Raw genomic sequence first — 21445 nt, forward strand, 5'->3', positions numbered from 1 at the left:
TGGGGCATTGAGGCGACCGCCCGTGCCCCTTTTTTGTCCCTTCACGACACCCCAGGAGACATCCCATGAACTTCAGTGATATCAGAGCCATTCAGCAGATCGCAGAGAGCAATATCGACCCCCGTAGCGCCTTGGTGCAGCAGGCCGGCGATCGCGTCCTGCAGGAGTACCACGGTGGGTTAATGGTGCCCCTGGTGGCGACCTTAGCAGGTGCTGGGTACTGTCTATCGGTGATGGCGTCCCCACCATTGGCGATCGCGGTCGGGTTGGTAGGCGGCTGGTACATGATTGACCGGGTACGCCAGGGAGAGAAGGCCTTTGACGACATCGAGAATGGACGCCTTGAGCGCTACCTGAATGAGCAGCAGCGCCGCGTGTTGGCTCAACTGCCTCCCGTCGAGGATGCCCCTGTGCTGGCTGTGGCCACTCCCCAAGCGGTTGATGTTGCAGCTGTGCCAGTGGACACCATTGCTGCGCCTCCGGTATCTGCCCAATGGAACTCGCAGCAGTGGGCATTATGGAACCGGTTGATGGCGGACTGTCCAGAACTGCGGTATGCGCTGATGTGCAAACTGTTGGTGGTATCGGGACCCCAGCAAACCGGGAAATCAAGCCTGGCCAGTGCGATCGCCTACCTGCGTAGCTATCTGTTGGGCTGGCCAACGGTTGCCGTCACTCCACACGTCGATGGGCAGAAGCTTTTTGCCGGGGTGGTCGTGGGGTCTGGTGGTGACTTTGATGCAATTCAAGCTTTCTACAGTGACTTGGTGGAGAACTTGCGACTAGGAGGCGATCGCCAGAGCCTGGTGATTGATGAGTTGACCCAATACAGCAACGGGCATGAGGAGTTGGGTCAGTCCCTGGTGAGAACCGCTTTGAGTGAGAGCGATAAGCATGGCATCGCCCCCATCTTGATTAACCATGCCCGAACAGTCAGTGCTGGCTTCTCCAATATCAAGGGGATGAAGGACTTGATTGATAGTTCTGCCATTCAGTTAACCCGGCAGTATGGGGAAACACCCTGGGGGGAGCAAACCCGATCTGCTTCTGTCCGCATGACTCGCCCAGGCCATAGCGAAACCATCATTACCCTTCCCGATTGGCTCCACCTTCCAACCCTGCAGCAGCAATACCCAATGGTGGCGATCGCCACCGACAAGGGCGAGTCCCAAACCGCGACCACCCCTGCCGCACCTCCTGTCCAATCCCAACCGCAGGCGGAAGAGGCGAACCCGTTTCAGCTAACCGCTGAGATCTTGGAGCGGCTTTACGAAGTAAAGCCCGCTGATGTGGAACTTGGCTCTGCGGTCGATGAGCCAGGGGATGAACCCCGTGACCCAGATATCGCTGCGCTAGAAGGACTGCCCAAAGAGCTGAGGGCGATCGCCTGTTTTGCTCATCGTCGAGGTGAATGGATAACAGCGAGACAGGCACGCTCTGGTATCCACATTTTGCGGACAACCCAAATTTCAACCGAGAAGATTCGGGGTTTCTTTCAGCAATTAGCCAGTCAGGGAATCGGATGTGTGGAGGGTGAAGGAGAGGCTCTGCGATACCGTTGTTAGAGGCCTTTTTGCCGTCATTGAGGCGTGAAGTGTGGAGGGCTGTGGAGGGTGTGGAGCCTTGTGGATACGGGCTGTGGAGCACATCCACAGGTCTCCACAAACAGCATCTTCACCCCACCTCTCCACAGCAGCATCCACACTTCATCCACAGGGTTCATCCACGCAAAGGGGGTGGGCTTTTTGTTGCGATCGCTCCTCCGCAAGTCCGCGGATTGAAGCTATCGACTTCAGCTATATCATCCGGTGGTACTGCGGTATGGGAGAGGGTGAGGGGATGGGAGTATGAGTGAAGTCTTCCCAGACAAAAGTTTTTAGAGGCCACGCAAGAGGGCAACCGAGAGTCGCCCTTCGCTCTAATCCCTAATCGATGTCATGGTCGATTCTCTCCTTCTAACCCGCCCTGGAATCCAGAGCGGGTTTTTACATGCCCAAAATTCAAGCTGATTGACGGCCTCACTCCTACCAGGTGGCACCTATGTTATTTTCCTGATGAATAGCTGCTCCGCGCGGCAACTACTCTACGAGAAAAGTAGGGTTTCAGCCTCCAAAATGCCTGAAATAGGGGAGTGTACTAGTGGTTTTTGAGTAGTACTTAGGCCAAGGTCAAGGCCGGCTTGTACTATAGGCCTGAAAACACTGGCCTGGCGGGCGCACATATTTTTTCTATGCTTGTTAATAAGTGTTAGCGTTTGGGAATCCTACTGGATAGCTATAGAGCCGCTGGAACCGACAACTTCACCTGATAACTACACAGCACCTTATTAAAAAAACGTTGCGGTTCAGCTAAATCATCAGCAAGTATGAACCGCAGTCTAACTATGCTCATGCACTCGACCGCTGAAGGTTCTTAGTTAAGTGAGAAAGAAGAAATAAACTCACTTTTTCTCACTGCCAAGGGTAGAAGAGAACACTAAGATGTTGAAGTTAACCCAATTTGGTAGTTTACAGGCATGGACTCAGTTAGTAGAGTGATCGGCACTCGACTGTTGATTCGGATATTTGCTGGAAAACTGCTCTCGTAGAACTTCCTACAACACAAATTAATGAATCATGAATTTTGAGACCATTGTCATGGTCCGAAAGGGGCTTGATTTCGTGATAATCCCAATTCTTATACTCGTTGGAGACCTACAGAAGGTGGGCACTATTTTACGAGTATGGAATGCGGGTAAAACCTCAATTGAAATAGTAAAAACTTGGGCATCAACTTCTTACACAAGATCAGTAGGTTGCACTACTGATAAGCATTGGTAGCGAAGTCTAACAATTCGGGTGTAGCAGATTGATCGAAGTCGCTAGAGCTAGATGGAGAGATACCAACAACCGCTGACTCAAACCGTTAGACCGTTCCATTGCTGAAGCTTAACTCTCAATTACTTAAAAAATCCGGAGTTATCTCGATAGCCCCTGAATAGAGACTATTAATTGGAGTACTAAATCTCTTCGACCGGAATTTTTAGGTCTTATTGGTTTAAGTGTATTTCCTACCTAGGATAAATTATGACTGCTCTTCAAGAAATCATTGATGATCGTCTTATTGTGCCTTTGCTTGATCTAAAGAGAGATATAGATCTGCTCAAAGAAATACAGGCACGCCTGAATGCACTAGGGCTTTATGCTTATGCTCCTACTGATCCTGACGGTTTGTGGGGACCTAAAACAGAAAATGGAATTGAACTGTTTTGTGATGCTGTTTACTTAAACAATTTTGACACCGGACTGTTTGGTCCTACTTTTGCAGAGGCTCTACTAGAGACTACAGTAGTCAGCCCTATGACTCCATCTCGGTTTGCTGTTCCTACTTGGTGGCAAGGTGGAAATAGAGATGCACTTGCTCAAGCTGTAGCAACAGAAGGGGCAAGACAAGGGATTACTAATCGTAATCAGCTTTGCTACATCATGGCAACGATTCAACATGAAACAGCCCACACATATAAACCCATAGCGGAGTTTGGTGGTCGTAGAAGACCTTATGCTCCTTACTTTGGGCGTGGTTACGTGCAATTGACGCATAAGTTCAATTACGAGAAGTATGGGACTCTTCTTAGTAGAAATTTTGTTGCTTTTCCTGATGAGGTTATGGAACCGGATGTTTCTCTATTTATCATCATTCATGGCATGAAAAATGGGGTTTTTACTGGGAAAAAACTAGACGATTACATCTCCGGAAGAAATGTTGACTTTCACCAAGCGCGTAGAACAGTCAACGGTATAGATAGAGCTAGGTTGATTGAGGGATATGCCATCAATTGGCAGGGCACTACATTGTTTTAGAAATTTTACAATTCTGAGACTATTTGAGGCTTCAGAGTATTTCTAGAACTGTTAGAGCCAAATTGAAAGGCTGAGATTTATTCGTGACCTAACTTTGGAGGTTAAGGAATTATGAGAAAATATGGATTTCTCATGATATTTTTTTGGTTTCTTGTATGTTTCCCAGTCAAGGCTGAAGATAGGGATTTAGGGTTTTTGACTTCAACAGAAGTTTTTAATTTCTCAGCTCTAGATTTGGCAGATGAAGAAGTATCTACTCTAACGGGGAAAATACAGGATGTTGCCAGTCAGTCGTCTGTTCTGTATTTAGATTGGGAATTTAGGTTTTCAAGCGAACAATTATCGGAGAATTTTGACTGTAGTGGTCGTGTACGTGGAGATTCAGAATCATATGTATTGCCAATGAACACAGTTACAAATCATTTTCTGCTTTCTGTAATTACAGGTTTGCCAGAACGGTATCCATTCAATTCTGTTTCTTGTATGTTGACTGGCGGCAACAATTTTACAATACGGATTAAAGGTTTTTTTGCTGGTTCTATTGTAGATATTCCTACGGCTGTTGATGTGGAGTTAAGACCTATAGGTTTATACGGAAACATTTCTAATCCATTTACAAACATGGAGTAGGATTAGCTGAGTATTTTTTCATTGTTTTACCCAGTCTAATACTTTTCTCTTTAGAGAGTAGACCCAAACGTCATTTGCAAGTTATAGAAATTGAAGGATCAACAAAAAATGGCTATTATTCCTGCAAGTTGGTTGCCTAATGCCTCTATGAAGCGAATTATTTTGCACTGGACAGGAGGCAGGTACAAAGCTAATTCTGTCGACAAGGCTGCCTACCATATTTTGATTGAGAATGATGGTGACTTAGTACTTGGCTCTCGTTCAATCAAAGACAATACTTCTACTTCAGATGGAGTATACGCAGCTCATACAAAAGGTTGTAATACTGGTTCAATTGGTGTGACTGTTTGCTGTATGGCTGGAGCGACAAACCCCTCTAATTTGGGCAGTTTTCCAATGCTTCAAAAACAATTTGATGTCATGGTGGATGTGACAGCCGAATTGTGTGATTTTTATGATATTCCTGTAACAAACCGAACAGTTTTAGGGCACGTCGAGGTTCAACCTGTATTAGGTATTCGTCAGGACAATAAGTGGGATCCTTGGGTGCTGACGTGGATGCCTGGAAAAACTCCCTTTCAAATTGGTGATGAATTTCGCAGTTTGGTTAAAGCAAAGCTGACTGGTGTTTCCAGGATGGAAGAAGCGGTCGCAAATATTACAGCCGTCGTTAACGGAGAGCGGTTCATTCAGGCACAAATTTACAATGAGAAAAGCTACATCAAATTGCGTCAACTCATAGAGAAGTTTGATTGGCAAATAGTAGGGGCTGATGAAGCAAAAGTTTCACTAAAGTTCTCTTCTTCTGCTACACCTAAATCCCTACCTTTTATTTTGATTGATACTGCAAATAATATGATTGACATTTCAACGGGCAGTACATCGGCTCAAATAATTACCCTTATTGAGCGAAACGGTTTTGTTGCTGCGCGTGATTTGGCTTCAGACCAAGGGCTAAATCTGCCGATTGATTGGAATGGTGATACAAGAACAGTAACAATTGGTTAGTCATAGTAGTAACAAACTAACGATACTACCAATAATGCAGCAGTCTAATCGGGTCGCCGGAGGGTTTTCCCCTCCAGCTCCCACAGCACCCCGCATGCGGCTCCGCACGGGGCGTTTCCTCAAAGAGGTTTAGACAATTTGGATCCAAAGAACCAATGTCTAGGGCTGGTTACGCAATTAAGCGACGACTAATTAGCTCCCCCATCCGGGTTCATCGCCACGTCGAGCTTTACGGCTCCTCCCTGCTCTTTGAAGTTCGGCCCTTCACCGTGTCTCATGCATTACGATGAGCGTTTGGCTACTATGGCCACGGCACGACTTCTGCTCAATTACATAGGGCGTTTCCACACCTGTGCGCTGTCTGCTTTTCCTTAGGGTTCTGTAGTTTTCCTACCCGTTTCCAGGTAGACCTCAGTCAGACTCCCATAAATTAGTAGACCGCCATTTGAGCAGATCTCCCCGGATAAGAACGTGAACTGTCCCTGCACAGCCGCATCATTTACCGTGCCCCCTGAACCAAAGGCTTTGTTATGTTTTGCTAATTTGCCACAGGAGGCTCGGCCTTCTAAGATGTTTCTGTTCGTCGGTTCGCAGATTTGCCGCTGGCTTCCTTCAGACATTCCCTCGCGGGTTTGCCCTTGCCTTAAGCTAGTCGTTGCCATCACTCGGATCTGTTGGATCATTTGGATGTTGGTTCTCCGACAGGGGACTTTCACCCCATTAGTTCACGCCCGTGCCGGGCGTACACAATTCAAATGCAGCGGACAGATGAACGCCTCTAGTGTTGAGCTTGAGATTGTTTGCAGCCGCTGATTTGAACCGTTATGCACACGAAAGGGTAAATTACAAGAAGGTTCCAATCTAGTTTCTCTAGAGGAAAGGATTATTCTGAAAAACGCTTTAAATAATAGTTAGAAAAATTTTGAATAAAGATGTCAGAGAGTGATTTTATATGAAGTGGCTGTTTGAACTGGAAGAAGATTACAAGTGCATTTTAGCCGAGTTCATCAATGATGATGAATTGAAAGAATTAAAAAGTGAACTTATAGAAGACAAAGATTTTTTCGATCCACGCGATCTGTCAAAACCAAGACTAAGAATTACAAAAGAGGGCGAAATTATTGTTTTTCAAGGTTATGCTTGGGACGGGAATTCGCCAAAAATAAATTTTCTTGACTTGTTTTGGATAGGTACGCCTGATGGAATCCAAACGTACAATAGACCAATTACATATTACGCAAGTTTAATACATGATGTTTTAGGTCAATTCAAACGAGAACCTGAAATGCTCTCAAGATTCAAATCAACTGAGTTACCCGATCTGTGGTTTAGCAAGGGAAGGCGAGGAAGAGATGGACTGTATTTTAGTATGTTGAAGCATGAAAGATTTATGTTTCGCCATCTTTATTATCTAGCTGTTTCTCTTTCTGGACCTTTGTACGACGCGTATCTAGCATTGTTCAAAGGCGTAGATTTTACAGCTCATGGCAGTAGGCGTACATAACAACCGCACTGCACCGGAATGCTGTGATGTAGTTAGTTGCGTTGCAAAAGTTGGCTGTATCCGGTGAGCGCGATCGTTAGATGTCTTCATATTGAAGGGCAAATGGCTAGCTTCCGTATCGGCGGAGATGATTCCGAATACCTGAGTGTGAAAGTCGCCGGGCGCTCTCATGCCGCGCAGGATTATTGGGATGGGAATTGGCTTAATGCCGACATCGAGATTGACGCGGGAGCGTTTCGCGGGCGCTACGGAGCTTACCTCCGGGCAGAGGAGTTACTATCCTTCCGAGATGCCATCGCTCGTCTCTATTCTTTCGATTCCAAAGGGGCAAGATTTGAGACGATGGAACGACAGCTGAGCATTAACATTGCGGGAGATAGCTTGGGGCACTTCACGGCCGAGTGTCAGGCGATAGATCAGGCAGGAATCGGCAACCGCCTCAGCTTCTCCCTATCGTTCGACCAGACTGAGATTCCTGCAATGCTGAAAGGACTGGATGCTATCGTGCGGGAGTATCCGGTCATTGGTAAACCTGACATCTAACAATATGCCCTGAGCTGGACGAGGCCAAAGAGTAAGACCACAGAGAGAGGCAGGGGCGATCGCTCCCAAGTTTCGCCGATTTCAGATAGAGATAACGACGCTTATCTCTATTTCGCTAAACTTACGCTAAGAGCAAATCGTAGGGGCCAGAGGAGAAGAAATTTTCTGAACAGTGTCTGGAAAATCTCACAAGGGAGACTACCAGGAGAAAAAGATTCTCCTAAACGGCCCAATTGCAGGGTTGCTGTCACGAGATGCAATTAGAGCGAATTCGGGGCCTGAAACAATGCAATCACATTAAGCAATGAGAATTACTTTGGGGTAGTTGAAGGGTTGCCGCAACGAGGGGCAATTAGCGATCGCCCTGGCAAAAATTCTCTATTTTTGAACTCATTTGATAAGCCCAGCTAATAAATTTTGGAGTTAAGGACAAAAGTAAATAACTCAAGTTTATAGATTAGGGCTTGGCTAATGTGCATGAAGCATTAAAGGCAGATTGTTATGATTCAATAGCGCCATAGGTTTCAGGCTAATTGCCCCTGGTTGCAGCGACCCTTCAATGACCCCAAGTTGCTGTTGCTGAGATTGGCGTTACTGAGGTTGGCGCGAAGCACAGGTCGGTGAAGCGCAGGTCGGCGGAGTTGATGTTGGCCTGCTTGAAGGTCCAATTGAAGCGAAGCTGCCAGCAGATGCAATTAGACCAAAACTGGAGCTTTAAACAACGCAAATTCGTTAGCCAATTGAGGTAAATGAGAGATATAACAAAATCCTTAGTACAAGATGACTACTCTCAATCCCTTATCCTGTAATAGTTTTAGCCTAATTGTACTTTATGACAGCGTCGCTTCAAGGCCCAATTTGAAGCGACGCTGTCATAAAGTGCAATTAACCTTAATTCGGAGCCTAAAGCAACGTAAATTCGTCACTTGGTCGAGGCTAATTGGAAAATGACGGAATTTTTTAGTACAAAATAATTGTGCTTAAACCCCTACAGAGTAGGATTTCAAGCCTAATTGCACTTCATGACAGTGCCGCTTCAAGCAGGCCATGTGGGGTGCTGTGGGAGATGGAAGGGGCAGCTCTCCGGCAACCCGACTATGCTGTCGTTGCAACTACACACAATCACTTCTTCACAACTAAACCTGATTGAGCTAATGCTAGCTAATCCCGGTTATGTTCAACGCTCCTTTCCGTACTTACCTCCTCCTTGGTCATTTTTCTAGCGGTCTGTTTCGTAGATTTTCTCCTTTTGGTTAGCTTTTTTGCTAACTGCTCCTCAAGAATTTTCAAAATTAAATGATGACAGCGAAATTTGCTGGAATAACTTTCACCTGTTGGGACTATACGTTCATGGTCTGAAGTTTTATGGTCACGGTTTGGGAAATCTGCGTGATCAGTTAGTGTACATTGAGTAATTCTTTTTTCAATATTATCAAAGGCTTCTTGTGGAGTTCCTTTGAGGAGATAAGCAAGCATCCCTGCTTCACTCGAAAATGGAGCATAGCGACAAGTTAAAAAATTAGCGTTAATCTCGTTTATATACTTAGAAATATATTTATCTGTTCGTAAAACTTTAGCTTCTAATGGCAAGATGATCGTTTCATCAGCTAAGAGAATAAATGCAATATCATATGAAGGAGGTTGAGCTTGGTCAGAATAACTTGTCTCAAACTCAGGTACTTCGTGTTGTACATCAAATGGCTCAAATCCGGTCATCACCCTTCTAATTCTTAACTGTAATAAAGAGTTGATATTTTTTTCAATCTGTTTATTAGCCTTGCTGCAATCAATTCTGCTTAACACTTCGTCCTTGAGTAAATCATATCCACTCCAAACAAGTTCTATTGCTTGAGTAGTTAATTCAGGAGGCCATTCTTTGCTTATTTTACAGAATTCAGGCTTTTCTAGGGGCCACCTGAGTTCCGATATTGTCGTGCCTTTTTTACGATTAATCATAATAAGAAATGGAGTCAAGCATCTTGATTATGAACACGTGATGAAGCCACAATGTCAGCAACGACTTCATCTGCATCACGCAATGCCATAGAACGAGTCCAATAACGAACCCTATCAGGTTTGACAAGATAGACAGTGGGAATTTGTATTCCGTCAATCAGGACAGAATCATATATTCTGGCTACACGTTGATAAAAAATACCACTTTTATTAGAGTTTTCGTGAGTTATAAACAATTCATTCAGCTTGTTCAGTCTTTCCAGTAAAAGACGAGAGTTTATTTGCTCTGTCCTGATTTCCTCGTCAGCAAAATAATTTAGATGAATGGCTATTAGAATGATAGGAATTTTAGATTCGTTCACTTGCTGAAAGATAGTTGCAGAGACTTTTTTTCTTTGACCAAATCCAGCTTTTATAACTTTAATAAAATATTTACAATATTCTGAAAGTTGGTTTTCACTAACTGTTTTTCTCCCAGGAGAATTGCTGTTACCTTTAAAGTCTAGAAGCGTATAATTAAAGAGATCTTCAATTAAAGTCCATTCACTCTCCTTCAATGAAAAAGAATGGCAGATAGCTTCATCTATATTGTCTGGGTTTTGAAGAGTTTTCAGTGTATTACTATCTAATTCAGGGATAGGAACACGTAATAGGTCTGAAGGTTTAACCTCTGGTCTATAACCAGCAAATCGATGACTACTAAGCAGAAGATAATAAACAGCAAGCTTGCTGTTATAACTCAAGCAAGCTGCCTGTAAAACTGAAAAATAATTCTGAGGAAGGTGCACACTTACATAACTGCCGGAACAAATAATTCCATTTCCATTTTTGTCCGACTCAACAATAAAAGCAGAGAACCTTTTACTTGTGCTTTGCCAGCTCATTTTAATAATCATCTGAGGCGATTCAAAAGCAGAAGAATCCTGTATATTTCTATGTGCTTCATCATCTTGATTGATTGGCAAATCTTCAGCTTTCAAGAATAGAAAACTTTGACTCACAAGTTGAGATGATCTTTCATCCAGTATTCTCTTGTTTAAGATGAAATCTAATTTTTCTTTTCTGGAGCCTCTTATAACTCCTTGCAGTGATTTTGCAATGTTTTGCTTTTGTAGCTTTTCTATACTAGACGCTCGGCTTAGCTTAGACATTAGTACCACATCGCGTCTTCCACCCCACATTAAAGTAGCCCAAATTATTGGATTATTAATTGCCTCATCTAAATAAATCTCGCTAATATCTTGTGGTTCTATAGTTATCCTATAGTCATCACCAAGAGTTTGAGTTAGTTTAGGGCAGATGTAAAGAAACGGTTGACCGTCAGAAGTAGTAGTACTAAAAGTAATAATGCAAGGTGGAGAAGTTGCATTCGGGAAAAGCTTAAATCTTAATGCTGACAAATTGATTATTTCTCGAATTCTGATTTCTGCGAAAAACTTTTTTCGAAAATCTTTAGCAGGCTTTAGCTGATTAAAAAGAAGAGCGCTAGCGGGTTGTATCAGCGAAACGAGTCCGCTTCTTTTAGTTAAAATTGCTGCTTTAGTTGAGAAGAGTGGAGCTATATTATTGTCAGCTATGGTCCAATTATTGTTGTCTGCCCAGATTTTGGCAGATTGGGTGATGGTTGCTTCTCCCCAAGGAGCATTGCCGATAACTAGATCATAGGTTTCAATATCTAACTGTGTACGAAAGCCAACTTCGTCTTCTTTGAAGAAATCAGCACAAATCAACCGGCGGTTTCGCAGGATAGGAAACCTCGAATTTTCCCAATATTCTAAAGGATCAATGCTATCTATCATGGTTAAATAAAGACTGAAAGAAGCAACTCTAACTGCTTCTTGGTCGATATCAATTCCAAACAGATTTCCTTCAAGAAGATTTCTCAAAGTTTCTGGGTTTATTTTTTGGGAATGCGCCTTCTCCCATCGGTAAATTAATCGTTGAAATGCTTTAACTAAGAAAATTCCGGATCCACAGCAAGGATCAAGAATTTTCAAATTCCAACCTTCACCGTCCCAAGGAAGTACACCATCCAGAATAAAGTCAACGACATACTCAGGGGTGTAATGAACAGTATTTTCAAAGCTTTCTTTTTTATTTTTTTTTTGTTTTTTATTAACCTTATTTTGACTTCCTTTGGGGTCTTTCTTGACGAACTCCTCATAGATGCTGCTAATAAAATCAAGCGGAATTACATCAAAAGAATAGAATTTCCAGAGGGACAATTGTCCACTCTGCATCTCTAGATCACCTTGAATAAATTGAGCAAGAATATTTAGATATCGATTATCTTCAGTTCGAACTTTATTAATTTCAGCTTGCCATTCAGCCTCTCGGTCTTCTTCTCTTTCCCCTTTGCCAGGGAAAAGATCACCGTTAAACTTTACATTTAACCAACGAAACAGCTGATAAGTATCTTCAAAATTCTCAAGTAATTCAGGTAGTTCTCGATATACTTTAGATAAAGTCCGATCGGTATAAAGATTCTGCAATATTCTATCGTTAAGAGCAGGATTACCTTCAGAATCCCTTTTTTGAAAAAGAAACTGAATGAATATAATTCTGGCTAATAAATCATGAATTGTTGCATAGTCATGCAAACCTGCTTCATAAAGCTGACGGCGAACCTCTTTAAGGTTGCTCAGCAGCATCTGGTCGGCAGAGCCACTTTTCTTAAATCGGTCAATATTGTCTTGGAAAAATTGACCAGAAACTAATTCGACCCATTGAAGTGCATCAGTTGCCTGTTCAGAAAGAGAGGCCGAAGTAGCTACAGTAATCGGCTCATCAGATCTTGGGTCTTTAGGATCTACACAGCATGACCAAACCCTTAATAGGTTGGGTTCCAACGTAATCAGCGATCGCGCCCGACTAAAACTCCATGCCAGTCTGTAAGTCTCTCTAATTGTTTCAGGGGATACAAGTCTGGAAAATTCACAGACAATAGCAATTGGTGTCTCTGTATCAGTTCCGTCTGGATTAGCTGCAAGTATGCCGACTTTTACTCCATCGGCATCAGAACATGTCCGCCTCAGATTCTGCCCGATTTTTTTGCTGGCTAATTCTGCATAGAACTTTGCACCAGCTCCACTAGGTTTCCAGATCTGGTTAGGAGATGGCCAGTATAAATTTTCATGGGCTATTTCCAAAAGTCCAGTCTGCGACATATTCAACACACACGAGATGCTGTAAGAGCAACCTTAATTTACTAACCCACCGTTTACCTTTCGGCTATTTAATCAAGATTATCGGCATTATCCTACGATATGATATTACACTAGGAGCGATGACTAAACAAACGTATTCTTAAACTATTTAAAAGTAATACGTTATACCAACGCAAACCAAATGGCCATAATAGACGGTTTTACCAGGACGGAAGCTCTGGCCCTCACAGAGACTACATCTAACCGTCTCCAATACCTTGAAAAGGCAGGACTTGTTATTCCCCAGAGAATTGGAAAGTCTCGGAAACCCACTGTAGTCTACACATGGGAGCAGGTTTTGGAGATTCGTGCAATCAAGCACCTGAGGCAGGAAATTTCGCTTCAGACCGTTCGTCGAGTTGTTCACTTTCTCAACGAGAGTGGGTTCGATGACAGTTTAAGGAATAAACAGCTCGTTGTCATTGACGACGAAGTCTTCTGGATTCGACTGGACTGGCAAGACTTCCCAGAAAAGATGCCTTCCGCTGTGAAGGTAGCAGGAGCTCAGGGAAAAGGCGTAGGACAGTATACTTTGCTAGTCATTCCCACTCTTACTGAGATTGTAAATGAAGTCTGGAAAGCTGCTAAGGAATCAGAAACTATTGATTTTGAGAGTTTCAAGCAAAGGGCAAAGGCGCAATATACTCAAGCTGGTTGAGTATTGTGCAACGAACTTAAAACTGCTTTCTTAGCATTAACGTGACTCTGAATACCAGCAAGCAATTTTGAGCACTGTTCTTATCAATGACTTAGGCAGCATGACGTTGCCCATTAGCCGCTGCAGCTAGCCAATAAAGAACTTTTTAGGGGTGCTTAAAGGATTGCTGTCATGAGATGCAATTAGGCTGAAACCTTTGCAGGAAAAGGGTTTATGAATAGTCCTCAAGTACTAAGAATTTTAGGCTTACCCCAAATAATCCTCATTGCTTAACATGATTGCATTGTCTTAGGCCCCGAATTCGATCTAATTGCATCTTGTAACAGCAACCCTTCAATTCAATTGGGCCTATCAGGGACTCCCCACGCCCAAACCCGGCAGTCTCGATTTATGGAACTTAAGCCTAGGCTTAGCATTACCTAATTTTCCTCCGATGAGCTCGCCAGCGGTATCTTCGCTACCTTTACCCCTTGATGGTTGCATTATCGTCTTTGTTCATTACTTTCTGGGTTATGAGGTCAAACACATGTTTGCTCTTAGCTAGATTTTTGAAGAGACTCCCCAAAACATTATTTTCGTAGTACTTTTGTAGCATGGCGAGCATTTTGTTATAGACATCCTCGCAAATAACATCTATGCTCGCCTGCTGTAAGGATTTTGAGAACTGCTCAATGGGTTGGGATAGCTGATTTGCGTCAATTTCTTTAAAAACTGCAGCAGCTAGCATACGGTTCCCATGGACTAAAACTCCCCAGGAAAAACCATGTTGCTGTTGTTTTGTAAAGCTTTTCTTTTTTCGGTCGATCCAATTATCGACTGCTCGACATACAACGGTTGCGTTGAATGCTTTTACACCACTGGTGGATGGATTGAAGAGAGTTTTGTAGGGAGGCTTGCTTAAATCTGCGAAAAAACGTCCCGTTCCAGCTTTTATTTGAACAACTAAACTGGGATCTCCTGATGCACACGCCAAGGCTGTCATCACTTCAATCAGTTCGCACGATGTTTCAGTTGAGCTTACATTTTCACTACGAAGAAATTCATACTCAACTCCTCCCATCTTCATTTCTTCACGAATACGTCTTTGTTCTGGATCATGAGCAACAAAATCGCGTGATTCAATTCTGTTTTGAAGGTTGTTAGCTCGAGTAACATCATTCCCGAAATCGGGAGGTGTAGTGCTTAGAAGAATTACACGAATCAAAACACGAACATGAGAGAGATTAGCATCATTTTCTACCATAGCTAAGGAGCTAATTGTCTGAGCTCCATTCACAACGGAGGCGCTGTTGAGAGAAAATATCCCTATATCATGTGAGGCTCCCCCAGCCGGAGCCCTTGGAGCCTCGTGAGCCACTAAAGTAATTCCATTATTGAAATACCAGAAATTTTCTGGGTTGTTAGTCGCAGTTTGCTGAATTTGGTCATTTACATCAGTAGCACCCAAGGAATAGCGAATATTTGCTGTAAACAATCTTTTACCGTATTGCTTCAACCAGTTTTTTAATTGAAGGCCATCAATAATTCCAAAGTAAGCAGGAAATGGAGCATGAATATAAGTCCAGTCTCGTATATGTGCATCAAGGTTGACATTACCTTGTTGCCTGTCATTTGCAAGACCAGAGTAAACTTCTGCTAGTCCCATGACTTCAAACGAAGCTATGGGATCGGATTCATCAATATTAAGTTCATTTAACAATTGAGTAATTACTGATTGACCATGTACTGCAATCGAGCTAGCTCCCGTAGAGATTAGTACAAGATGGACTTTTGTCCCTGGAGTCAAAAGCTGTAAAGAAATGTCCTTTAGTTGCCCATTTAATCTATCGGCAAAATTTGCCAAATTATTTTCAATGAGATCTTTCACCCCTTTTGCAAAAACACCGATTTCATTAGCTGCTGGTTCACCCGTGCCTTTTTGTATCCATTTCGATTGGACAAGTATTACTCGCGCGGTTGATGAATCAAAGTAGGCAGCGTCTATACCATCGTCGTCTGAGCCATCCCACACAGCAGCTCCTGCATCCTCCTCACTGCAATCGGCCTGAATGTAGATAGCAAGCGCTGCAAGGCAACGAGTCAAAACTTTAGAGTCACGCTCTTGATCATTTAAACCAATATCATTCAGGCAGATGTGAGCTTCAAACATTGAGCGAAGCTTGTTGATGGACTGCAGGACTTTTAGGGGAGTCACTTCTAGAGATCCTTTTCAGAAGATGTTCCTAATTCTAAATTAGTTTGTTGTTTGTAAGGGGAATGAGCCAAGAGGTAAGGATCAGCCTAGTCTGAAGGGACGCACCCAGTAGGAGGCCTGCTTGAATCGACGCTGTCACCAGATGCAATTAGCCCTAATTCGGAGACTATAACAACGTAAATTCGTCACTGGCTTAGTTTTAGCAGCGGAAAAATTCTGGTCGTTAGTGAAGCACCAGAGGCAACTGTCCCATTTTCAATAAGTGGCTTATCAAACATCAGAGGCCTGAAATGGCACAAAATCGTTCCTTGTAAATTAGGCTATCCCATCTATGACTCAAAATGGGACAGTTTAGCTCAACGATTCTCTGAATCAACTCCTTGCTGAAATCCTTTATTATCAAGCTTTCCAGTCTTAACGACCAAAATTTTTCCATTATTAAAACTAAGCCTCGCTTGGCCGAGGCTAATTGGAAAATGACAGAATTTTTTAGTACAAAATAACTGTGCTTGGAACCCTACAGTGTAGGGTTCCAAGCCTAATTGCACTGCATGACAGTATCGCTTCAAGCAGGCCGATTATTCCCAGTTTTTCTCTGGTTATAATCGCCCTCACCTAAACTTGACCCATCCGGCATCTGTACTCAAAAGCCTTTCATCAGCTGCTACCTAATCCACACCCAGATATCTCTGTAATTGGACCAGAGATTGATGCCCACTGACTGTAGCTAGTTCGTGCAAGCCCCAACCTTTTTCATGCAGATGGGTGAGGCATGATCGCCGAAAACTGTGCGAACTCACCCCTCTATAGCCTAATACCTCTGCTGCATCCTTCACTTCTCCAGAGCCCTAGGAGTGACGTGTCCACAATTAGAACTGGAGGAGAAGAGATACCCGCTGGTAGGCTTCGCCCTACTCAAGACCCCTCGCAACGGCTCCGAAATCACAACAGAGCGCGTCTCCCCCGTTTTCGTATTCGACCCGGGAAACGTGATCCAGTTATTGGTGATGTGCTCTGCTCGCAACACCACGACCTCCCCGATCCGTCCCGCCGTGAAATAGCAAATTTGAGCGATCGCCCAATAAGGGTCATCCAACCCCGCAAATAACAGAGCCATCTCATCAGGTTCCAGTACGGCTGCTTGCCCAAATCGATTTGTCTTCCCGTCGCGGGGCATTTACCCCACCTTCAAAAAGTTTCTGCCTCATTTTATTCGTCTTCTGATTGAAAGACGAACGGTCTTGCTAGAAGCTGGCGTACAACCCAACTCGTGAGATGACTTTTAATTCTTTGATTGCGCAGACACTGTCTGCGCAATTTGAATTGTGAGATTGGCCAACGCTACGCTGGCCAATTCTGTCTAAGCATAGGATATGTTTTTAGTAGCGAGGTTGACAGTCCGTAAAGCTCAAACTTTCATTATCAAGAAAGCCTGCTAGAGCCATTTCTATAACAGCTTCGACTGGATACTCAATCTCAACCGCTCGTCTTTCAAATGCCTCTTGAATCTTAGTTGGCAATGCTACTAGGATCACCCAGGCTGCGACTGGACTTAGATGCTCCAAGGGTTCCTTCTCAGTGCTAGGTCGCATGGCTAATCTCACTCAACCTCATTCATGAATTTGTAGTGAGTTTGTCTAGTTCATCAAGTAATTTGGTAAGGCGATCGCGCTTTTTGCGATCGTCCAATAAATTCCCCTTTTGCAAACGCTTTCCAATTTCACTCCAGCGCTGAGCAATCAACTTTTCTGGAGTTGGTTCTGGCTCCTCCTGCGATTGCAACGCTTTAATTTTGTCTTTAATCTCACTCAGTGGCAGACTCTCAGCGATCGCCTCCTGCAAAAGTGCTTCTCGCTGATCTTCATCTTTAATGCGTGCGATCACCCGTGCTTTCGTAAACTCAATCTTGCCCTGCCGAAGAACATCCAGGACATCCTGCGGCAGATTGAGCAGTGGTAAGCGGTTGACCCGGAAGGACTCAGCAGTGAATCGACCGACTGTAGAGAGCAGAGATTCGACTGCTTCAAGTTGACGAATAACGTTATCCGTCAACTCCTGCCCCCGCTTTTTGGCGTTCGCTGCCTGGTTGAGAATTGATACAACCTCATCGGTTGAAATATCAAGCTCGATCGCCATCAACTGCAAAAGGCCCTCGGTTTCATCTACCGGGTTCAGGTCATCCCGTTGCAGGTTTTCGATTAGCGCAACCTGTAATGCTTGGCGATCGTTAAACTCTCGAACCACAACGGGGACTTCGGCCAGTCCCACTTCCTTTGCCGCCCGATACCGCCGCTCCCCGGCAATCAGTTCATAGCCGTCCTCCAGTGGGCGAACCAGGAGCGGTTCTAAAATGCCATGCTCTTTGACAGACTGCGTTAACTGAGCCAGCTTCTCCGGATCAAAGTAGCGACGGGGCTGGCTCTTCGGCAACACAATTTTGTGGATCGAGACGGTGTTACTGGAGGATTCCTCTCCAACATCCATACTGAAGAGATCAGTCACTCCCCGCATCTGGGGAACTTGAGGACGCTTACTAGCCACTACTGCTCCTCCATTGCTTGGGCAATTTCATCTAGAACCTTCAGGGATGGATGCTTGGGCGCATAAACCGCCAGGGGTTGCCGTGCCATTGCTGCATCCGCGTAGGCTGTCGCACGGGGAATGGGAGAGAATACTGGGGCCAGGGGTGATAGTTGCTCCTTCAATGCCTCCAAAATCGCTTTGTCCTGGCTGGCATTGTTATAGATGGTAGGGACAACTCCGGCGATCGCCAGTTCCCGGTTCAGGTGCTTTCTCACCTTTTTAATGGTGTCCAGCAAAAGCTCCGTTCCCTTAAACGCTTTAAAGTGCGTCTGGATGGGGATCAAAACATGGGTGGAGGCGGTTAACGCCAGAATGCTCAAAACGCCGAGACTGGGGGGACAGTCAATCAAGATGAAATCGTAGTTGGCGACTTCCGGTTCTAGAGCTTCCTTCAACCGCAACTCCCTTGCCATCACCGATGCCAGTTGCAGTTCTGCGGCACTCAGCGTAATGTTGGCAGGGGCAAGGCTCATCTTATGAAGATCTGCCTGGATTGGCAGCTTACCCTCCTCCTGCAAGATGGCATCTGTGATAGTTTCCTCTAACTCATGCGGTTCCAACCCCATGAATGTCGTCAGCGATGCCTGGGGGTCAACATCCACCAGCAGCACTCGATGTCCACGCAATGCCAGGTGGTAGCCCAGGTTCATCGTTACCGTCGTTTTACAGACGCCACCCGCTTGGTTAAAAATAGCAATGACTTTAGGCACGATCGAACGTGTAGCAACAAGCTTAGTTTATCTGCTGACTACGGCCTCTAAACAACTTTGATGGACGATTATCCCGATTATTTGGTTAAAGAAGCACTGCGCCTTCTCGACCTGCTGCGTAGCACCCCCTTTGAAGACGATGCCCCCCTGAGCCGACAATTTAAGGAGTTACCTGCCCGTCCAGGGATCTATGCCGTCAAACATCAAAGTTTAGGAATTTTGTACATCGGGAGGAGTACCATCATTCGGGCACGATTCAGGGGAGGACACAAAGCCCTGGGGTGGGCCTTTATCGATCGCCTTGACCCTGACGATGTGCGGATCGCCTACGTCACTCTGGACTTCCAGTGGAATCGAGTATCATATCAATTAGAGCAAATCATGATTAAGAACGCTCGCCCCCCATACAGCGATCGCTAGCATCGGAGGATTGACAGATGCAAACGGCTGATCTCACAACCAAAGCAACGCTACTCAGCTATTTTCCTGAGCGAATTCAAGCTGCGCTTCAAGCCTATGCCTCTGCGGTTGAGTTGTCCCCCGAAGCGGTTGTGCAGTTGGCGATCGCCTATCTCCTGGAAACAGCCGACATTGAGCTAAAGCCAGCAGACTCTAACGGGCAGGGTTCACCTGCTACTGAGCAGAGCATCCTAGCCTACCTACCGCTCTCTCTTCAACGAGGGATAGAGCAGTATGCAACGGAAACAGGCTTTCCCCCCGAATTTGTTGTCGAACTGGCCGTGACCTTCTTGCTCGATCCGGATGCCAGCAGCTTTGAGGATTGCCAAGTCAATGTGCAGAGGGAGCAGGTTTACTGGCTCCAGCAATACCGTGAGATTAAGCGAACCAAAGCTGCTTAATAGCCATGATCTGAAGCCTTTCCCAGTTTTCAACCGGAAAAGGCTTCAACGCTTCATGCAATCAGTGTTTTTTTACGGCAGATTTAAGGGGGAATCCTTCTGTAACTCAGGTTGCCAGACCTGCTGAATTACGGTGTAGTGGATTTACCGCTTATCTCCGTCTTGATTTCCTGAATGTGCTTGCAAACTTCCTTATAGAAGACGGGAAGCTGCTCTTTTTTGTAAAGCTTTGCAGCTTTTTCCAAATCTGCAAGAGCCTGATTATCAAATGTCAAGCGGGTTGAGGTGTCGCGACAGCAGATTTGACGGGTTAGAGATATAGAGCGCAACGACAATTTAGGATCGCAACGACAATTTGGGATCGAAATGACAAGCTCAGATCGCGACGACAAGCTCAGATCGCGACGACAGCTTTAGATCGTCGTGACAGCAGCAGGACTTAGCGACCCTATAGGATCGCCTTTAAGGAGCGCGAGCTATGAGCAAGCTAGGAGCCGGACTTACTGGAGCGGTTCGTTGCGGCCCGTTTGCGATAGCTATCAGTTTTGATTTCCACAATCAAGGCATGATGTACTAAACGGTCTACGGCGGCGACCGTCATCATGGAATCACTAAAGATGGTATCCCAGGCACTGAAGGGTTGATTGGCCGTGATGAGTAAGCTTTTGCGCTCATAACGATGGGCAATCAACTCGAAGAGAACACTGGTTTCTGCTTCGGACTTTTTGACATAACCCAAATCATCCAGCACGAGCAAATCAAAGCGGTCCAGCTTCTTGAGAGCTGCTTGTAAGCTTAGATTCAGTTTGGCTTGCTGGAGGGACTGCACCAGGGCAAGGGATGGAAAGAACTTGACCCGTTTACCAAACTCCACCATGCGACGGGCTACACCACTGGCCAGATGTGTCTTCCCGACTCCTGAAGCCCCGAAAATCAGACAGTTCTCCCCCCGCTCCAACCACCCTGGGTCATCCGCCAGGTTCATCAATGGAGCTGGATTGAAGTTCGGGATATGGCTCCACTCAAAGTTGGAGAGGGTTTTTGCGTTTGGCAGTTGGGCCTCGCTGAGGGCGCGCTTGAGTCGGGTATTCCAGCGGTGTTGCACCTCCAATTCGCACAGTGCCAGCAAGAATTGGGCGTGCGACCATCCTTCCTGCATCGCCTGTTGTTCGAGGTCCTCCCACTGCGCCAGCATGTGGGAGAGGTGTAGTTGCTTGAGGTAAAGACTGAGGCTCTGGTAAGGGCTGAGCGGGGGTGTCACTAACTCGGGGGCTGAGGAGTTGGTCATAGCTGGAGAGTTCGTGTTGGGTGACGTTCACCTGCCGAATGGGAGGTCGTTGCAGCAATTGGAAATGCTCTTGTAAGCCCACCAGTGTGAGGGTTTTGGCATCCAGTTGCGTGTGCAAGTAGTGAGCGACAGCCCCTTCTTTGTCCTGGGTAGCGGCAATGTAAAGGGCTTCCACCATCAGCAGAGCAGCGCTATCGAGGTCATAGTGCGCCTTCAGGTGCTCCCAAAGTTGACGATACTCGTCATTCGGTAACAGGTCCTGTTGCCAAGTGCAGTAGAGGAAGGCTCTCGGCTTGCGTCTGAGACCTTCAATGACGTGGCGATAGTTGATACAGCGGGCACGACGTTTTTGTTTATCGGTGGCACGAATCCGGGGCAGTTCGACGACAACTTGATGGGCCAGATAGCCGACAATCCGGTCGTGGTAGAGGTGTAACTCTAAGGTACGGCCAATCAAACGCGAGGG

At 45.2% G+C, this 21445-nt stretch carries 20 protein-coding genes and 1 pseudogene; 10 read left to right on the top strand and 11 right to left on the bottom strand.

Annotated features, from left to right (window positions below):
• Positions 1 to 65: 65 nt before the first annotated feature.
• The 5 genes from NDI52_RS28605 (at position 66) to NDI52_RS28625 (ending at position 5767) form a co-directional block, all read left to right on the top strand.
• Positions 66 to 1565, top strand: a complete 1500-nt coding sequence (locus NDI52_RS28605; protein WP_348256664.1) for a hypothetical protein — start codon at positions 66 to 68, stop codon at positions 1563 to 1565.
• Positions 1566 to 3065: 1500 nt separating this feature from the next.
• Complete coding sequence (locus NDI52_RS28610; protein WP_348256665.1) at positions 3066 to 3839, top strand: hypothetical protein; 774 nt, start codon at positions 3066 to 3068, stop codon at positions 3837 to 3839.
• Positions 3840 to 3950: 111 nt separating this feature from the next.
• Positions 3951 to 4469, top strand: a complete 519-nt coding sequence (locus NDI52_RS28615) for a hypothetical protein (RefSeq protein ID WP_348256667.1) — start codon at positions 3951 to 3953, stop codon at positions 4467 to 4469.
• A gap of 108 nt (positions 4470 to 4577) precedes the next feature.
• A complete protein-coding gene (locus tag NDI52_RS28620; protein WP_348256669.1) occupies positions 4578 to 5477 on the top strand; it encodes a peptidoglycan recognition family protein in 900 nt (299 codons plus the stop codon).
• A gap of 155 nt (positions 5478 to 5632) precedes the next feature.
• The gene (locus NDI52_RS28625) at positions 5633 to 5767 is read left to right on the top strand and encodes a hypothetical protein (RefSeq protein WP_348256671.1); all 135 of its coding nucleotides are present in this window, start codon (positions 5633 to 5635) and stop codon (positions 5765 to 5767) included.
• 81 nt (positions 5768 to 5848) lie between these two features.
• Here the strand turns inward: NDI52_RS28625 and NDI52_RS28630 are convergent, their stop codons facing one another.
• Positions 5849 to 6160 (bottom strand): hypothetical protein, encoded by a 312-nt coding sequence (locus tag NDI52_RS28630; RefSeq protein ID WP_348256673.1) that lies wholly within the window; start codon positions 6158 to 6160, stop codon positions 5849 to 5851.
• Between the two features lie 269 nt (positions 6161 to 6429).
• Between NDI52_RS28630 and NDI52_RS28635 the strand changes: the two genes are divergently transcribed.
• Both NDI52_RS28635 and NDI52_RS28640 read left to right on the top strand, forming a co-directional pair.
• Positions 6430 to 6981, top strand: a complete 552-nt coding sequence (locus NDI52_RS28635; RefSeq protein ID WP_348256675.1) for a hypothetical protein — start codon at positions 6430 to 6432, stop codon at positions 6979 to 6981.
• A 102-nt stretch (positions 6982 to 7083) separates the two neighbouring features.
• On the top strand, positions 7084 to 7524 hold the full coding sequence (locus NDI52_RS28640) for a hypothetical protein (RefSeq protein ID WP_348256677.1): 441 nt from the start codon (positions 7084 to 7086) through the stop codon (positions 7522 to 7524).
• 1161 nt (positions 7525 to 8685) lie between these two features.
• Here the strand turns inward: NDI52_RS28640 and NDI52_RS28645 are convergent.
• Positions 8686 to 9480: a hypothetical protein gene (locus tag NDI52_RS28645; RefSeq protein WP_348256679.1), complete on the bottom strand. Its 795-nt coding sequence runs from the start codon at positions 9478 to 9480 to the stop codon at positions 8686 to 8688.
• A gap of 14 nt (positions 9481 to 9494) precedes the next feature.
• Positions 9495 to 12647 carry an N-6 DNA methylase gene (locus NDI52_RS28650; protein WP_348256681.1) on the bottom strand — a complete coding sequence of 1051 codons (3153 nt, stop codon included), beginning with the start codon at positions 12645 to 12647 and terminating at the stop codon, positions 9495 to 9497.
• A gap of 181 nt (positions 12648 to 12828) precedes the next feature.
• Between NDI52_RS28650 and NDI52_RS28655 the strand changes: the two genes are divergently transcribed.
• Complete coding sequence (locus NDI52_RS28655; protein ID WP_348256683.1) at positions 12829 to 13344, top strand: MerR family transcriptional regulator; 516 nt, start codon at positions 12829 to 12831, stop codon at positions 13342 to 13344.
• Positions 13345 to 13807: 463 nt separating this feature from the next.
• On the opposite strand, the gene NDI52_RS28660 is transcribed toward NDI52_RS28655, so the two are convergent.
• The 6 genes from NDI52_RS28660 to NDI52_RS28685 form a co-directional block, all read right to left on the bottom strand.
• Entirely contained in the window at positions 13808 to 15493 is a 1686-nt protein-coding gene (locus NDI52_RS28660; protein WP_348256685.1) for an AIPR family protein, read from the bottom strand.
• A gap of 713 nt (positions 15494 to 16206) precedes the next feature.
• Positions 16207 to 16374 carry a tyrosine-type recombinase/integrase gene (locus NDI52_RS28665; protein ID WP_348256687.1) on the bottom strand — a complete coding sequence of 56 codons (168 nt, stop codon included), beginning with the start codon at positions 16372 to 16374 and terminating at the stop codon, positions 16207 to 16209.
• A complete protein-coding gene (locus NDI52_RS28670; RefSeq protein ID WP_348256689.1) occupies positions 16371 to 16715 on the bottom strand; it encodes a hypothetical protein in 345 nt (114 codons plus the stop codon). The genes NDI52_RS28665 and NDI52_RS28670 overlap by 4 nt, the downstream gene beginning before the upstream one ends.
• Before the next feature lie 202 nt (positions 16716 to 16917).
• Positions 16918 to 17130, bottom strand: coding sequence for a hypothetical protein (locus tag NDI52_RS28675; RefSeq protein ID WP_348256691.1), 213 nt, complete (start codon positions 17128 to 17130; stop codon positions 16918 to 16920).
• A 22-nt stretch (positions 17131 to 17152) separates the two neighbouring features.
• Complete coding sequence (locus NDI52_RS28680; RefSeq protein ID WP_348256693.1) at positions 17153 to 18079, bottom strand: ParB/RepB/Spo0J family partition protein; 927 nt, start codon at positions 18077 to 18079, stop codon at positions 17153 to 17155.
• A complete protein-coding gene (locus NDI52_RS28685; RefSeq protein ID WP_348256695.1) occupies positions 18079 to 18831 on the bottom strand; it encodes an AAA family ATPase in 753 nt (250 codons plus the stop codon). The genes NDI52_RS28680 and NDI52_RS28685 overlap by 1 nt, the downstream gene beginning before the upstream one ends.
• 60 nt (positions 18832 to 18891) lie before the next feature.
• Here NDI52_RS28685 and NDI52_RS28690 point away from each other — a divergent pair, with 60 nt between their 5' ends.
• Both NDI52_RS28690 and NDI52_RS28695 read left to right on the top strand, forming a co-directional pair.
• Entirely contained in the window at positions 18892 to 19251 is a 360-nt protein-coding gene (locus NDI52_RS28690; RefSeq protein ID WP_348256699.1) for a GIY-YIG nuclease family protein, read from the top strand.
• A gap of 17 nt (positions 19252 to 19268) precedes the next feature.
• Positions 19269 to 19691, top strand: coding sequence for a hypothetical protein (locus tag NDI52_RS28695; protein WP_348256697.1), 423 nt, complete (start codon positions 19269 to 19271; stop codon positions 19689 to 19691).
• Positions 19692 to 20178: 487 nt separating this feature from the next.
• Here the strand turns inward: NDI52_RS28695 and istB are convergent, their stop codons facing one another.
• The gene (gene istB, locus NDI52_RS28700) at positions 20179 to 20886 is read right to left on the bottom strand and encodes an IS21-like element helper ATPase IstB (protein ID WP_348256701.1); all 708 of its coding nucleotides are present in this window, start codon (positions 20884 to 20886) and stop codon (positions 20179 to 20181) included.
• Positions 20887 to 20911: 25 nt separating this feature from the next.
• Positions 20912 to 21445, bottom strand: a pseudogene (locus NDI52_RS28705) (IS21 family transposase); the annotation flags it as partial.

The organism is Leptolyngbya sp. PL-A3, assembly GCF_039962325.1.
Lineage (GTDB): Bacteria > Cyanobacteriota > Cyanobacteriia > Elainellales > Elainellaceae > Vacuolonema.